At 63.9% G+C, this 15,473-nt stretch carries 13 protein-coding genes and 1 pseudogene; 5 read left to right on the plus strand and 9 right to left on the minus strand.

Annotated elements, in window-relative coordinates:
- The first annotated feature begins 24 nt into the window (after positions 1-24).
- A complete protein-coding gene (locus NMG70_RS15360; RefSeq protein ID WP_254025319.1) occupies positions 25-1,542 on the plus strand; it encodes a glycerol-3-phosphate dehydrogenase in 1,518 nt (505 codons plus the stop codon).
- The gene (locus NMG70_RS15365; RefSeq protein WP_254025320.1) at positions 1,542-2,483 is read left to right on the plus strand and encodes a sugar phosphate isomerase/epimerase family protein; all 942 of its coding nucleotides are present in this window, start codon (positions 1,542-1,544) and stop codon (positions 2,481-2,483) included. Before NMG70_RS15360 ends, NMG70_RS15365 begins: the two co-directional genes overlap by 1 nt.
- Positions 2,484-2,526: 43 nt before the next feature.
- Here NMG70_RS15365 and fba read toward each other — a convergent pair whose 3' ends face one another.
- The gene (gene fba, locus NMG70_RS15370; RefSeq protein ID WP_254025321.1) at positions 2,527-3,591 is read right to left on the minus strand and encodes a class II fructose-bisphosphate aldolase; all 1,065 of its coding nucleotides are present in this window, start codon (positions 3,589-3,591) and stop codon (positions 2,527-2,529) included.
- A gap of 285 nt (positions 3,592-3,876) precedes the next feature.
- On the opposite strand from fba, the gene NMG70_RS15375 reads away from it, so the two are divergent.
- From NMG70_RS15375 to derI, 3 genes are read left to right on the plus strand one after another with little or no spacing between them, the layout of a single operon-like run.
- Entirely contained in the window at positions 3,877-4,644 is a 768-nt protein-coding gene (locus NMG70_RS15375; protein WP_254025322.1) for a DeoR/GlpR family DNA-binding transcription regulator, read from the plus strand.
- Positions 4,645-4,653: 9 nt separating this feature from the next.
- The gene (locus NMG70_RS15380; RefSeq protein ID WP_254025323.1) at positions 4,654-5,412 is read left to right on the plus strand and encodes a triose-phosphate isomerase; all 759 of its coding nucleotides are present in this window, start codon (positions 4,654-4,656) and stop codon (positions 5,410-5,412) included.
- A gap of 27 nt (positions 5,413-5,439) precedes the next feature.
- On the plus strand, positions 5,440-5,883 hold the full coding sequence (gene derI, locus NMG70_RS15385) for a D-erythrulose-4-phosphate isomerase (RefSeq protein ID WP_254025324.1): 444 nt from the start codon (positions 5,440-5,442) through the stop codon (positions 5,881-5,883).
- On the opposite strand, the gene dhaL is transcribed toward derI, so the two are convergent.
- The 8 genes and pseudogenes from dhaL to oiaX all read right to left on the minus strand — a co-directional run bounded on the left by dhaL (position 5,880) and on the right by oiaX (position 15,462).
- On the minus strand, positions 5,880-6,518 hold the full coding sequence (gene dhaL, locus NMG70_RS15390) for a dihydroxyacetone kinase subunit DhaL (RefSeq protein ID WP_254025325.1): 639 nt from the start codon (positions 6,516-6,518) through the stop codon (positions 5,880-5,882). The genes derI and dhaL overlap by 4 nt on opposite strands.
- Before the next feature lie 10 nt (positions 6,519-6,528).
- Entirely contained in the window at positions 6,529-7,536 is a 1,008-nt protein-coding gene (locus tag NMG70_RS15395; RefSeq protein WP_254025326.1) for a dihydroxyacetone kinase subunit DhaK, read from the minus strand.
- A 188-nt stretch (positions 7,537-7,724) separates the two neighbouring features.
- Positions 7,725-10,034 (minus strand): annotated as a pseudogene (locus tag NMG70_RS15400) (xanthine dehydrogenase family protein molybdopterin-binding subunit).
- A gap of 9 nt (positions 10,035-10,043) precedes the next feature.
- On the minus strand, positions 10,044-11,030 hold the full coding sequence (locus NMG70_RS15405) for an FAD binding domain-containing protein (protein ID WP_254025327.1): 987 nt from the start codon (positions 11,028-11,030) through the stop codon (positions 10,044-10,046).
- Between the two features lie 3 nt (positions 11,031-11,033).
- A complete protein-coding gene (locus NMG70_RS15410) occupies positions 11,034-11,693 on the minus strand; it encodes a 2Fe-2S iron-sulfur cluster-binding protein (protein WP_254025328.1) in 660 nt (219 codons plus the stop codon).
- 137 nt (positions 11,694-11,830) lie between these two features.
- Positions 11,831-12,715, minus strand: coding sequence for a helix-turn-helix domain-containing protein (locus NMG70_RS15415; RefSeq protein ID WP_254025419.1), 885 nt, complete (start codon positions 12,713-12,715; stop codon positions 11,831-11,833).
- 157 nt (positions 12,716-12,872) lie between these two features.
- Positions 12,873-14,207: a four-carbon acid sugar kinase family protein gene (locus NMG70_RS15420; RefSeq protein ID WP_254025329.1), complete on the minus strand. Its 1,335-nt coding sequence runs from the start codon at positions 14,205-14,207 to the stop codon at positions 12,873-12,875.
- Positions 14,208-14,211: 4 nt separating this feature from the next.
- Positions 14,212-15,462, minus strand: a complete 1,251-nt coding sequence (gene oiaX / locus NMG70_RS15425; protein ID WP_254025330.1) for a 3-oxo-isoapionate-4-phosphate decarboxylase OiaX — start codon at positions 15,460-15,462, stop codon at positions 14,212-14,214.
- Positions 15,463-15,473: the final 11 nt, after the last annotated feature.

Raw genomic sequence — 15,473 nt, forward strand, 5'->3', positions numbered from 1 at the left:
TCTAGCCACTGAGGACCCCGCGAGATGAGCGGCGCCACCGAAATCGTCGATCTCTTCGTCATCGGCGGTGGCGTCAATGGCGCCGGCGTCGCGCGCGACGCAGCCGGCCGCGGGCTTTCCGTCATCCTGTGCGAAAAAGACGATCTTGCTGAAGGCACCAGTTCGCGATCGGGAAAGCTCGTCCATGGCGGCCTGCGCTATCTCGAATACTACGAATTCCGGCTAGTGCGCGAGGCGCTGATCGAGCGCGAAGTGCTGCTTGAATCGGCGCCGCACATCATCTGGCCGATGCGCTTCGTGCTGCCGCACAGCCCTGACGACCGGCCGGCCTGGCTGGTCCGGCTCGGCCTGTTTCTCTACGATCATCTCGGCGGCCGCAAGCGGCTGCCGGCCACCCGCACGCTCAACCTTCGCACCGCGCCCGAAGGCGCGCCGATCAAACATGCATTCAAGCGCGGGTTCGAATATTCCGATTGCTGGGTCGACGATGCCCGTCTCGTCATCATCAATGCGCTCGACGCGGCGGAACGGGGAGCCAAGGTCTTTACCAGGACCGCCTGCACCGCCGCCCGACGTGAAAACGACCTGTGGTCGGTCGAGATGCGCGACAGTCGAACCGGCGTCAGGACCACGGTTCGGGCGCGGGCACTGATCAACGCCGCCGGTCCCTGGGTCAACGACATCATCAACCGCGTGGCCGGCCAGAACTCCAAGCGGAATGTCCGGCTGGTCAAGGGCAGCCACATCGTGGTGCCGAAATTTTGGGAAGGGCGGCAGGCCTATCTCGTCCAGAACAGCGACAAACGCGTGATCTTCATCAATCCCTACCAGAACGATCTGGCCCTGATCGGCACTACCGACATTCCCTATGATGGGCGGCCGGAAGACGTGAAGGCTGATACCAGCGAGGTCGACTATCTGATCGGGGTGGTCAACCGCTACTTCAAGCGCGAACTTGCCCGCGATGATGTCATCTACTCGTTTTCCGGCGTCCGGCCGCTCTATGACGACAACGCCGACAATCCAAGCGCGGTAACCCGCGACTATATTTTCGAGCTCGATGCATCGGCCGGGCAGGCGCCGCTGCTCTCGGTCTTCGGCGGCAAGATCACCACCTTCCGCAAGCTGGCCGAGCACGCGCTGGACAGGATCGCCCCGTTCTTTCCGAAAATGGGCAAGCCGTGGACGTCAAAAGGCTATCTGCCGGGCGGCGATATCGCCAATGCCGACTTTGAGCAGTTTCTCGGCGATCTCGGCCGCGAATTTCCATGGATGCCGGCATCGCTGGTCAAGCACTATGGCCGGCTCTACGGCACCAGGACGCGCGTTCTGGTCGGTGCGTCCAGGTCGCTCACCGATCTGGGGCGGTGCTTCGGCAAGGATTTTTTCGAACGCGAGGCCAGTTATTTGTTCGAGCATGAATGGGCGCTGACATCAGCCGATATTCTCGAACGGCGCACCAAACACGGCCTGCATCTGTCCGCCGCGGAAAGAGCCGCCTTCGAGGACTGGTGCGTTGGCCGACTGGTGAGGGCAGGCTGATGAGTTTTACGCTTTCCCTCAACACCAATCCGCTGGTCAACCGTTTTGCCGAACCGGACGATCTGATCGACGCGATCGCTTACGACATCGGCATCCGTGACGTGCAGCTCACGCACGAATTCGTCAATCCCGGCTGGCCTGCGGCGACGATCTCGAAATTCGTCCGCCTGTTCCGCACCGCGCTCGACCGCACTGGCGTGCGCGTGACATCCGGCATGACCGGTCCTTATGGGCGGCTCAACCATTTCGGCCATCCCGACGCCGACGTGCGTCGCTACTACGTCGATTGGTTCAAGACCTTTGCCGACATTTCGGCCGAGCTCGGCGCCAGCGGCATGGGCACCCAGTTCGCGATCTTCACGCACAGGGATTTTGACGATCCGGAGCGTCGCGCGCGGCTTTTCGAGATCGCACTGGAATGCTGGCGCGAGGTCGCCGAGCACGCCAAGGCGGCCGGATTAACCCATCTGTTCTGGGAGCCGATGTCGGTCGGCCGCGAATTCGGCCATACGATCGAGAGCTGCCGGACCCTGCACAACGAGATCGAAGCGGCCGGCATGGCCATCCCGATGAAGATGATGGTCGATATCGACCATGGCGACGTGACCTCGAGCAATCCGGCCGACATCGACCCCTATGCCTGGGCCGAAGCCTTCCCCAGGCTATCGCCGATCATCCACATCAAACAGTCGTCGATGAACAAGGGCGGCCATTGGCCGTTCATCGCCGCCTACAACAAGGACGGCCGCATCACCCCGGAAAAATTTTTGCAGACGCTTCGCCGCGGCGGCGGCGTCGACAACGAGATCTGCCTCGAACTGTCGTTTCGCGAACGCGAGCCTGTCGACCATCAGGTCGTCGCCATGATCCGCGAGTCGGTCGACTATTGGGCGCCGTTCATCGAGACCGGCAGGACGGCGATTTTGCCGCGAACAGAATAGATAAGCAGGAGCCGATTCGGCTCCTGCTTAGAACCAGAATACGTCAGCCGAATTTCGGATCGAGACTGCCAGACTTGTAGCGCTTTGCCATTTCCGAGACCGGCAGCGGCTTGATCTTCGACGCATTGCCGGCGGTGCCGAACTGCTCGAAGCGCTCCTTGCACAGCTTCCTCATCGCGGCCATTGCCGGCGTCAGATATTTGCGCGGGTCGAACTCGCTCGTGTTCTCGGTCAGCACCTTGCGGATCGCGCCGGTCAGCGCCATGCGGTTGTCGGTATCGATGTTGATCTTTCGCACGCCGTGCTTGATGCCGCGCTGGATCTCTTCGACCGGCACGCCCCATGTCGGCTTCATCTGGCCGCCATATTTGTTGATGATCTCCTGCAGTTCTTCTGGCACCGAGGATGAGCCGTGCATGACCAGGTGCATGTTCGGCAGGCGGCGGTGGATCTCCTCGATCACATTCATGGCGAGCACCGCGCCGTCGGGCTTGCGCGAGAACTTGTAGGCGCCGTGGCTGGTGCCCATGGCGACGGCCAGCGCGTCGACATGCGTGTCCTTGACAAATTGCACCGCCTGTTCCGGATCGGTCAGCAGCTGGTCGTGGCTGACGGCGCCCTCGACGCCGTGGCCGTCTTCCTGTTCGCCGCCGCCCATCTCCAGGGATCCGAGAACGCCGATCTCGCCTTCCACCGACACACCGCCCCAATGCGCCATGTCGACGACGCGCCGCGTGATGCCGGAATTATAGCCATAATCGGCCGGCGTCTTGCCGTCTTCCTTCAGCGATCCGTCCATCATCACCGAGGTGAAGCCGTGCTGGATCGCGGTCACGCAGGTGGCTTCGTTGTTGCCATGGTCGAGATGCATGCAGACCGGGATATCGGGGTGGATTTCGACCAGCGCGTCGATCAGCTTGGCCAGCACGACGTCGTTGGCATAGGCGCGGGCGCCGCGGCTCGCCTGCAGGATGACAGGCGATTTGGTCTCCTCGGCCGCCTCCATGATCGCAAGGCCCTGTTCCATATTGTTCATGTTGAAGGCAGGCACGCCGTAGCCGTGTTCGGCGGCATGGTCGAGCAATTGTCTCAATGTGATGCGAGCCACCCAATAGTCTCCCGTATTTGGTTTCAAGCCGATGTTGCGAGCTGTCCGGTCGTCATTCAGCCCATTGATGCTTCTGGCCGGATTTCCGGAGAACCGCAACCTTTGGCCATGCCGCCGGGAGCAATTCTTGTTACAAGGCAGCAATCAGAAGCGAGTAATATCCCGATAAAAGATAACACCATCACAAAAAATTTGACAACTATGCGATTTTCTCTGTTATAATGGTGTGAAATCGCGGTTTCCGCCACCGCGGATTCGCAGCGGGTCGGATTCAGGGGCTGGACGATGAAGAGCGACGGCCGGCGGCAAGGCATCATGGATTTTCTGATGGACACCGGCACGGCCAGTGTCGATGACCTTGCCTCCCGCTTCGGCGTGTCGAAGATGACCGTCCATCGCGACCTCGACGAGCTTGAGGAAAGCGGCTTCCTGCGCAAGGTGCGCGGCGGCGCCTCGATCCAGCCGAGCGGCCTGTTCGAGAGCGATTTCCGCTACCGCCAGAAGCAGGCCGCCGAGGAGAAGCAGCGTCTCGCGGCTGCCGCCGTGGCTGTCATCGAACCGGGCCAGACGGTGATCATCGACGACGGCTCGACGGCGGGCGGCATTGCGCGCCAACTTGCGGATCTCCGCCCGCTGACGGTGATCTCCAACAATCTGGCCGTTATCCAGGAGCTGGCAGGCGTTGGCGGCATCACCCTGATCGCGCTCGGTGGCCAGTACAGCAAGAAGTTTCACGGTTTCTTCGGCCTGCTTGCCGAGGACACGTTGAGATCGTTGCGCGCCGATGTGGCCTTCCTGTCGTCGTCGGCCATTCATGGCGCTTCCGCCTTCCACCAGGACCAGGAAGTGGTTCATACCAAGCGGCTGATGATGGCCGCCGCCGCGCGTAAATATCTGCTGGTCGATCACGGCAAGTTCGGCCGCACGGCCTTGCATTTCCTGACCGATCTCAAGGCGTTCGACGCCGTCTTCACCGGTCGCGAACTGGAATCGCAGATGCGTGAGGTGTTGGATGGCGCCGGTGTTTCGCTAACACTGGTCGAGAAGATTTGAGGAGGACACATGGTCTACTGGGTCGGCACAAGCTGGAAAATGAACAAGACGCTGGCCGAGGCGATTGACTTCGCTGACGCGCTGGCGGGCTTCGTCCCCGGTTTCGACGACCGTATCCACCCCTTCGTCATCCCGCCCTTCACCGCGGTCCGCGAGGTCAAGAAAGCCTTGGCATCGACGCGGGTCAAGGTCGGTGCCCAGAACATGCACTGGGCCGACGCCGGCGCCTGGACCGGCGAGATCTCGCCCGTGATGCTGACGGATTGCGGGCTCGACCTCGTCGAGCTCGGCCATAGCGAACGGCGCGAGCATTTCGGCGAGACCGACAATGCGGTCGGCCTCAAGACCGCAGCGGCGGTAAAGCACGGGCTGGTGCCGCTCATCTGCGTCGGCGAGACATTGGCGCAACGCAACAGCGGCCAGGCCGACGCGGTGTTGGCCATGCAGGTGCGTGGCGCGCTGCAATACCTCGAAGGCCAGGCAAAGGCGGCGACGATCGTGTTTGCTTACGAACCGGTCTGGGCGATTGGCGACAAGGGCATTCCGGCAAGTGCGGACTATGCCGATAGGCAGCAGGGGCTGATCAAGAAGATCGCCGGCGATCTCCTGCCGGCCATACCGCCGGTGCTTTATGGCGGCAGCGTCAATCCGCAAAATGCCGCCGAGTTGATCGGCCAGCCTCATATCGACGGGCTGTTCATTGGCCGCTCCGCCTGGCAGGCGGATGGTTACATCGACATCCTTCAACGCGCCTCGGCGGCGATCTGAATCAATCGAATAGGAAAGGACAGAAAAATGAAAATAGCCATTGGAGCCGACAGTGCCGGCAAACCGCTGCTCGACGTCATTGCCGCGCATCTCGCCACCAAACCCGGCCTCGCCGTCAGCGATCTCAGCCAGGCGGGCTACTATGCCGACCTGTCGCAGAAGCTCGCCCAGACCATCCTCGACGGCGAGAACGATCGCGGCATTCTGTTTTGCGGCACCGGCATCGGCGTTTCCATCTCGGCCAACAAGGTGCCCGGCATTCGCGCAGCACTCACCCATGACACCTATTCGGCGGAGCGCGCGGCCAAATCCAACAATGCCCAGATCATCACCATGGGCGCCCGCGTCATCGGCCCGGAACTGGCCAAGTCGATCGTCGACGCCTGGCTCGCATCGGAGTTCGACGAAAACGGGCCATCGGCCGGCAATGTCCAGGCGATCGACGCGCTCGACGCGGCGAAGCTGGGCTAAGCCAGGCTTTTCCGCATCGCGCCGATGACGGTGACCGCCGACGCCGCGCCGGGGTCGATGTGCCCGAGCGACCGCTCGCCGAGCCGCGAGGAGCGGCCCTTCGCGGCGATCATATCCTTGGTCGCCTCGGCGCCCCGTTCGGCTGCTTCGAGGGCGGCTGCCAGGCTTTCGGACAGGGTCTTGCCGGCGGCATGGGCAGCGGCCGCGGCCTGCGCCGCCGGCAGCCAAGCGTCGACCATCGTCTTCTCGCCAATCTCGGCCTTGCCGCGATCCTGGATGCCTTGCGCCATTGCCTGGAACAGTCCGACGACGTCGGCGCCCTCCAAGGCCGCCTTGCCCTTGACGGCAGCCGCACCACGCATGAAGGCCGTCGCGTAGAGCGGGCCTGACGAGGCGCCGACTGCGTTGAGGAACGACTTCGCCGCAGTGTTGAGGAGAGCTGTCGGCTCGGTTGCCGTGAGCTCCAGCGGGGCCAGCGCATCGCGCACCGCCCCAAAGCCGAGCGCCATGGCGATGCCATGATCGGCGTCGCCGATGACGCCGTCGAGCTGACAGAGCCTGTCCTTGTCGGCTTCGATCGCCACCGCGATCGCATCGAACATTCTTTTCAAATCGGCTGCATCGATGGATGTCATGGATGCACCTTCAGCCGGCGCGGAACATAGCGCAGTCGCAAGGATAGTCGAGCATGGTCTGCAATTCGGCGTCGAGATGCATCAGCGTCACCGAGGCGCCGGCCATTTCGAGCGAGGTGCAATAATTGCCGACCCAGGTCGCGTGAACTGACACGCCGATGTCATCGAGCCGCTGCTTGACGCGCCGGTTCATGATGTAGAGTTCCATCAGCGGCGTCGAGCCGAGCGAATTGACGAGCACAGCGACCTTGTCGCCGCGTGCCGGCGCCATCTCGTCGACGATCTTGTCCAGCATCTCGTCGGTGATCTCGTCGGCCGTTTTCAATTTTCCGCGGGCGATGCCCGGCTCGCCATGGATGCCCATGCCGATCTCCATCTCATCCGGTCCGATCTCGAAATTCGGCCGGCGGGTCTGCGGCAGCGAACAGGGCGAAAGAGCGACCCCCATGGTGAAGGTGTGATCGTTGGCCTTCCTGGCGATGCGCTCGCATTCGTCGAAAGACAGCATCCGCTCGCAGGCGGCACCGGCGGCCTTGAAGATGAAGAAATTGCCGGCGACACCACGGCGCTTTTGCCTCTGGTCGCGCGGCGCCGATGCCACGTCGTCGGTGGTCAGCACGGTGCGCACCTCGATTTCATCCATCGCCGCCATCTCTGCAGCCATGTCGAAGTTCATCACGTCGCCGGCATAGTTGCCATACATGAACAGCACGCCGGCGCCGCCGCTGGCCGCCTTGGCGCATTCGAGGATCGGGTCCGGCGGCGGCGAGGCAAAAACATTGCCGATTGCCGCCGCGTCGGCCAGCCCCTTGCCGACGAAACCGAGGAAGGTCGGCTCGTGGCCGGAGCCGCCGCCGATGACGAGGCCAACCTTGCCCTGGCGAGGTCCATCGCGGGCAACAATCGAGCGTGGGCTGCCCTCCATGCTTTTGAGACGGCCGGGATGCGCGGCCAGAATGCCCTCCAGCATCTCGTCGACAGTGCGGTTGCCGTCGTTGATGATCTTCTTGGTCTGCACCGGCAGCCTCCCGATTTCGGTATTTTCGCAGATAGTACAGCGTGTTACCGGAATTTCCACCCGGGACGGACATTTCACGCGGCAATATGTTCCCGCGCGGCTAGGATCTGCATGCAGGCGTGGGCTGCCTCATTTGCCCCTGAAGTGCTCGAAGAAGAAGCGATGGGAAGAGCTGATAACTTGCCGCGTCAAATGGCGATCACCGGCAAGGCAGGCAGCAGCTTGTCCAAGGTGATGGGAAATTCACGCACCCGCACGCCGGTCGCGTTGTAAATGGCGTTGGCGACTGCAGCCCCGGCACCGCAGACGCCGAGCTCGCCGAGACCCTTCGCGCCAAGTGGATTGGCCTTGTCGTCATGCTCCTCGAGGAAGACGACCTCCATCTCGGGGACGTCGCCGTTGGTCGGGACGTGATATTCGGCAAGATCGTGATTGACGAAGTGGCCATAGCGCCGATCGAGCACCGTCTGCTCCATCAGCGCCGCACCGATCCCCCAGGTCATGCCGCCGATGATTTGCGAGCGCGCGGTCTTAGCGTTGAGGATACGACCGGCGCCCATCACCGCCAGCATTCGGCGCATGCGGATCTCACCGGTATCGCAATCGACTGCGACCTCGGCGAAATGCGCGCCATAGGAATGCTGCGAGTAAGCCTTGTAAGACGGGGTGGCAGCGCCGGCGGCCACGGAACCCTCGGCCTCGAACCCGTCGGGAGCGATCCGCCGGATGAGGTCAGCCAGGCCTGCCGACCTCTGGCCGACCCTGACCTCGCTGTTAGCAAAACTTGCCTCGGTGGCGTTCGTACTACGCAACGGTGAGGCCTCGCTCGACTGCGCCGCCTTCAGGATCCGTTCCTTGAGGGCGTTGCAGGCGTTGTGCAGCGCCGACCCCGCGCTCGCCGCGCCCCAGGACCCGCCGGAGCCGGCGGTGCGCGGGAAGCGGCTGTCGCCAAGCTCCACTTTGATGGACGAGATCGGCAGACCGAGGCTGTCCGCAGCGATCTGGGTCAGGATCGTATAAGTGCCGGTCCCGATATCCGTCATGTCGAGCCGCGCCGTCACCCGGCCGTCCCGGTCGATCGCAACCCGCGCCGTCGCCGCGCCGATGTAGTTCGGACGGATCGCCGCCGCCATGCCGTAGCCGATGAGCTTGCGGCCCTCTCGGGTGCTGCCCGGCGTCGGGTTTCTCCGCTCCCAACCGAAACGGCGTGCCCCTTCCTCCATGCAGGCAACGAGATTGCGGGTGGAGAACGGCACGCCGCGCTCAGGATCCTGTGCCGGTTCATTGCGGATCCTGAGCTCGATCGGGTCCAGTCCGAGCCGCTCGGCGAGCTCATCCATGGCGCATTCGAAGGCCAGCATGCCCGGGGCTTCGCCGGGCGAGCGCATCCATTCGCCGCGGTTGATATCCAGCGGAACCAGCCGATGCCGGGTGACACGGTTCGGCGCCGCATAGAGCGAGCGGGCAAAAACTGCTGTTTGCTCGCAGTACTCCTCGAAACTGGACGTTGCCGACCAGACGTCGTGCGCGATCCCGCTGAGCCGCCCGTCGGTGTCCGTGCCGGATGCGCTGGAGAAGATCGCCGTCTGAGACGCACCTGTTGGATCATCTCTGCGCGATGACCGGCATTGGCGAACATCTGTTGTCGCGTCAGCGCGATCTTGACGGGACGCCGCAGGACCTGCGCAGCAAGCGCGGCCAGGATTGTATCGGCATGGGCAATCAGCTTGGAGCCGAAGCCTCCGCCGATGAACGGACTCACGATGCGCACACGCTCGGGCGGGATGCGAAGCGTGCTGGCGACGCCCGCCCGGATTCGCCAGGGTCTGCGCCGATGTATGGATCGTCAGCTCGTTGCCTGACCAGGCGGCGAGCGTCGCATGGGGCTCCATCGGATTGTGATGTTCGAAGGGCGTCCGGTAAGTGGCATCGACCTTGACCGGAGCCGCGGCAAAGGCGCTCTCGAAGTCGCCGATCACGCTGTCGGTCTCGAAGCCGGCATTGGTCCGCTTTGGTGCGTAGGCGTCGGCCACATGCGCCGGCAAATCGTAGAGGCCCGGCTCCTCGTCGTAGCGCACTTTGATGAGGCCGGCGGCAGCGCGTGCCGCCTCGAACGTCTCCGCAACGACCAGTGCGACGGGCTCGTCGTAATAGCGCACCCGCTCGCTGTTGAGCGCGGGCCGGGCGCGCGTGAAGACCTCCGGCACCGTCGGCGTGACCGCCGGGCCGAAATCCGGCTGGGCCGGTGCATTCCGGTGCGTCATGACGAGCAGCACTGCCGGCGCCCGTTCGGCTTCGGCGGTGTCGATCTCGGCAATGCGCCCCTTGGCGACGGCGGCGCCGAGAATATAGCCAAAGGCTATGCCCTCCAGCGTAGTCTCGTAGGCGTAGGTGGCGTCGCCTCTCACCTTGAGCGGACCATCAATGCGATCGAATGGACGCCCGATGATGCCGCTGCGTGTTTCGCGCGGACGGTTCGAGGTCTTCGTCTCTGTCATCATGTCACCTCACGCACTCTCGGCGGCAGCAGCGAGCGTGTGCCGCATCGTCCGTTTCGCCAGCGGGATCTTGAAATCATTGCCGTCATGCCCGACTGCTCCGGCGAGCGCGGCTTCGGCCGCATCGGTAAAAGCGCCGTCGGACGCCGCCGCTCCTGCGAGGGTGCGCTCCGCCTCCGTCGCGCGCCAGGGCTTCGCGGCCACGCCGCCGATGGCGATCCGAGCGCTTCGGATACGATCGCCGCTTTTCTCGACGATTGCTGCCACCGACACCAGCGCGAAGGCGTAGGAGGCACGGTCGCGCACCTTGCGGTAAACCTGCCGGCCGGGCGGCGGCGGCGGCAGGGTGACCGCGGCGATCATCTCGCCGTGGCCGAGCGCGGTCTCCACATGCGGCGTCGCCTCGGGCAATCGATGGAGATCGCCGATCGGGATCGTCCGGGTCTCGCCGCCGGGCGATATGGTCTCAATCCTGGCGTCTAGCCCGGCCATGGCGACCGCCATGTCGGAGGGATGGACCGCGATGCAGGCTTCGCTCGCGCCGAGTACGGCGTGCATGCGATTGAAGCCCTGCAGCGCCGCGCAGCCCGAACCTTGCTGGCGCTTGTTGCAAGGCATGTTGCGGTCGTAAAAATAGGGGCAGCGCGTGCGCTGCAGGAGATTGCCGCTGGTCGAGGCCTTGTTGCGTATCTGGCCGGACGCTCCCGCCAGCAGCGCTTGCGTGAGCATCGGGTAGCGTGACCTTACCCGCGGATCGGCGGCGAGATCGCTGTTGCGGACCTGGGCGCCGACCCGAAGCCCGCCTGCCGCCGTCTCCTCGATCCGATCGAGCGGCAGCCGGCTGATGTCGACGAGATGCGCTGGGCGCTCGATTTCGAGCTTCATCAGGTCGAGCAGGTTGGTGCCGCCGCTGATGAACTTGGCGTCCGGCCGGGCCGCGACCGCGGCGGCTGCCTGCTCGGCACTCGCCGCACGCTCATAGGTGAAGGACTGCATTGCTCACGCCCCCTCTGCCGCGTCTCGGATTGCAGCGACAATGTTCGGATAAGCGGCACAACGGCAGATGTTGCCGCTCATCCGCTCGCGGATCTCGGCATCGGTGAGAGCGACAGAAGCCGCTGCCACGTCGGCGCTCGCATGGCTCGGCCAGCCGGCCCTGGCCTCGCCCAGCATACCGACCGCGGAGCAGATCTGGCCCGGCGTGCAGTAACCGCACTGGAAGCCGTCGCGGGCAACGAAGGCAGCCTGCACCGGATGCAGCCGGTCGCCCACGGCCAGGCCCTCGATCGTGGTGATCTCATCGCCTTCATGCATTGCCGCAAGCGTCAGGCAGGAATTGATCCGGCGGCCATCGATGAGCACCGTGCATGCGCCGCACTGGCCGTGGTCGCAGCCTTTCTTCGAGCCGGTGAGGCCGAGGTGGTTGCGCAACGCGTCGAGCAGCGTCGTCCGCGGGTCGAGCTCGACGGCAAAATCCTTCGCGTTGATCCGCAGGGATATCGGCATGGTCGGCGCCGGTGTCGGCGATGCGGCCGCCGCAACGGCGCCGGCCGGCTCGGCGTACACCGGTATGCCGGTAGCCAGGAGCACGCCGGTCACCACCCCGCCCTCCAGAACCGTTCGACGAGTCGGCCCGTTTCTGTTGTCAGTTTCGGCCATGCATGATCTCCCAGTCGCAATGACAAGAACGGAAGACGGCGACTTGACCCGATGGCGTACCGTCGGGTTCTGTCACTCATCGACCTTGGAGGTGGGAAGGCGCGCGGCGGCTTTCTTTCAAGAAACCGGCGGCAATATCAGGATTCCGGAGAAGAATTCACCCGATAGGCCCGAGGCGTCATGCCCCTGAGACGCCGGAAAGTCGTGGTGAAGTGGCTCTGGCTTGAAAAGCCGAGCCGAAAGGCAATGCTACCGATCGACATACCCGTTTCGCGCAGCAGTATCTCGGCTCGCCGCACGCGTTCCTCGATAACATAAGCATAGGGTGCAAGGCCGGTCGTCGCCTTGAATCGGCGTGCAAAACTGTCGACGGCCATGCCCGCGACGACTGCCAACTCGCTGAGCGAAACGTCAGCATTCATATGGGCATCGATGTAAGCCCGAACGCGACCAAGCGCGCGACGGCTGAGACAGCCGTGACGCACTGACGGGTGTTGCTCGCGGTTCAGGTTGGCCACGCGGAGGCTGACCAGTGCGACCAGATGCTCGATATAGGCAGTGTCCGGCCTATGGCCGAGTGCCATCTCGTCGCGAAGCGAACTCAGCAGAGTGGCGATCACCACGTCTTTTCTGTTCACCAGAATCGGCAGGTCTCTCAAGCGTTCGCAGCCAGGAAGTCTGATCTCGGGATCGATCCACAAGGCTGAGTAGGAGAGGTTTACATCGCGATAGAAGCCCTGCCGCTCCGCACCTGCGGGGACGAAGGTGAGGGCTCCGGGACGGTCCATTCCGTCGTAGAGCGATCTCGCCTCGTGCCGGATGGACTTATGGGAGGTTCCGCCTTCTTCGGTCAGCACGATCAGATGATGTGGGGCTGTCCAGCAGAGCTCCGCCTCGCGACACGCCCACCGCCGGTTGTCGAAAACGATCGACGAACTGCCCCATGACGCGGTTTGCAGGGGCTCCGACTTCTCTTCCTGGCTCTGGACCCGTCCTTCACCAAGCAATGGTCTGAATGACATCGCGGCATCCCGCTGGTTCACTCGGCGGGCCGTGGTCAGCCCCGGCTTGAGCGTTGTGCGCCGCCCCGCCGCTACGCATCCGGCGCCTAATGTGGGACAGGCAACGCGCGATGGTAACCGCGCCGTGTTCAAGAAGTCGTGAGATCAGGCAATCCTGTCAGCCGCCGAGCCCATCGCGGATGGCGCAGAAATAGCGATCGGTTCCGACTTGCCCGCCCTTAAGGGCGATCTCCAGTCCGTCGATTGCCTTGACGCGCGAGTGGGCGACGCAAAGCGGCGAGCCTGGCGACGCGGGCAGCGGCATCATGACCGTCAGCGCATCAACGCCTATCTGGCCGAGCGCATGGCTCGACGTATCGCCGCCGGCAATGACCACGCGCTGCAATTTTTGTTGGATCGTCAGCTCGCGAAGAAGTTCGCCGAGGCCGCGGCCAAGCTTGTGGCGGGCGCCTTCCTGCCGGTCGATCTCGGCGCCCCGGTCGGCTGTGGGGCCGAGGGCGGTGTAGAGGACGACGCTGCGACCGGCTTCCAGGCTGGCACGGCCGGCGGAAACCGCGCGCGCAATCGCATCGCTGGAGGCTTCGGAAACCAGTTCGACAGGGTCCACCGCGATCCCGTCGAAACCGTCCGTCAAAGCATGCCGGATCTGTCGCTCCGTTATCGGCGAGCAACTGCCCGAGACCACCGCGATCCGGTCGGCCGCACCCGGCGGCGAAAAGCTGGGCTCGGCACGGACGGTCCGGTTGGCGACCCATTCGGCCAGCAGCGCATATTCGATGCCCGAAGAGCCGACGACGAAAGTGCCGCCCGGCCGGCGAACGCGCCATATCTCCTTGCCGGCAAGCGCCTGAGTTTGCAGGCTGGCGATGTCCAAAAGCACGATGTTGGTGCCATCGGCGAGCAAGCGATCGAACGCTTCCGATCGGGACGCCGACTGCAGCGTCGCCAGATCGACCAGGCCGCAGGTGAGGTCCGTCTGGCGCGACAGATGGATCAGCAGGTCGGATTCATCCATCGGCGTGGTCGGGTGGCGGCTCATTACGGGATGGCGATCGATACGGAAATATTTGTCGCGGTAAGCCGCGAACAGATGGCCGAAAGCGGTGTAGCGCTTGAGCTGCGGCGCGCCGACCACCAGCGGCACGCTGTCCTGGCTGAAAACCGAGCGGCCGATCTCGATCGCCCGGCCGATGCTGCCGATCGCCGGGCTGGAATCGAAGGTCGAGCAGACCTTGTAGTGGCAGATCTCGGCGTTCTGGGTCTTCAGCCAGGCGAAGGCGCCTCGGAGATGCATGTCCATCCACTGCGGCGTCTCGCTTCGGCTGGTGCCGGCCAGGCCGATCGCACAGCAGTGCCCGAACTGCGAAAGCAGGGCCTCGTCCGGTTGGCGCATGAACAGCACGGTCGGCACGCCGCCGAGCTCGAGCGCCTCCATGACGTCGGTCGAGCCGGTGAGGTCATCGCCATAGTAGCTCAGGAGCAGGCTTTGCATGGCGTCAGGCCGCTTTGCCGTCGCCGAATTTCTCGATCGACCGCGCCAGTTCGGGGTGGCTCAGGGCGAAGTCCGCCAACGGTATGCCATCGACGGCCGCCTGCCAGGCTTGCTGCACGGCGCGCACGCCGGCGCCCGGCCCGTCAGGATGGCTGACGATGCCGCCGCCGCAGAGATAGAGAAGATCGACCGTTCGGCCGGTTCGCCGGTAGGTTTCGGGGGCTTGTCCACCCCATTGGCCGGAGCCGGCGACTGGCAATGCGCAATCATCAGGCGAAAAGATCGGCGTGGTCACCGCCTCGAAGGAACTGATGAAGGACCAGTCCGGCTCCCAGTATTTCGAAGCGATGCCGTTGATCTGGAACTGATCGACGCCGAGCAGCCGCCAGAACTGCTGCCAGACCTTGAAATCCATACCGAGGCCGGGGTGACGGGTGAGAATGTCCCAGCCGTTGCGGTGGGCATGGAGCACCAGGCTGGAGCGCTTTCTAAGGTAAGCCATGCCGCCGAAGCCGATGGAGTTGATGTTGACCACGGCGCAATTGCCGCCGGCCTTCGCCACCAGATCATGGTTGCGCATCATCTCGTCCGGGTCGGCATGCGAGATGCCGAAGGCATACATCACCTTTTTGCCGGTCTTCTGCTCATGGTCGAGGACGAGCGGCATGATCGCTATCACCCGTTCCGACAGCGGCGAATAGGCCGGGCTCATCAGCTTCTCGTCGTCCTTGATGAAATCGACGCCGGCGGCGATCAGCTCACCCACCATTGCGGCCGTCTCGGGCGGGCGCAGCCCAAGCGCCGGCTTGACGATTGTCCCGATGATCGGGCGGCCGTTCACACCGGTCAGCCTCCGGCTGCCGGCGACACCGAATTGCGGACCCGGGTGCGCGCCCCGGTATTCCTCAGGCAGCTTCATATCGATGATGCGAATGCCGGACAGACCCTTGATCGAAAAGGCACCGCCGATGGCGATGGTCATCAGCGCCGAAAGATCAGTGCCGATGGCATCAAACGGAAATGCGATGTCGACATCCGCGCGCTTGGAGGGCCCGTCCCCGGCTTCGGGAAGGGACGGGCGATCGGCGTCCGGCAGAGGCCTAATCGCCAGAACCCGCGCCGCCACCCGCGCCTTGAGCTCTTCGGTCTCGCCGGCCAGCGCGACGAAGGTTCCTGTCGACTGGTCGCTGGCGATCTTGGCCGCCAGCGCCTCGATGCTGCCTGAGGTTTCGAGGCGATAGGTGAGGGTGATCATAGTTCGAAAAA

Origin of the sequence: Mesorhizobium ventifaucium (assembly GCF_935822925.1) — a bacterium.
In the GTDB taxonomy this organism is placed as follows: Bacteria; Pseudomonadota; Alphaproteobacteria; order Rhizobiales; family Rhizobiaceae; genus Mesorhizobium; species Mesorhizobium ventifaucium.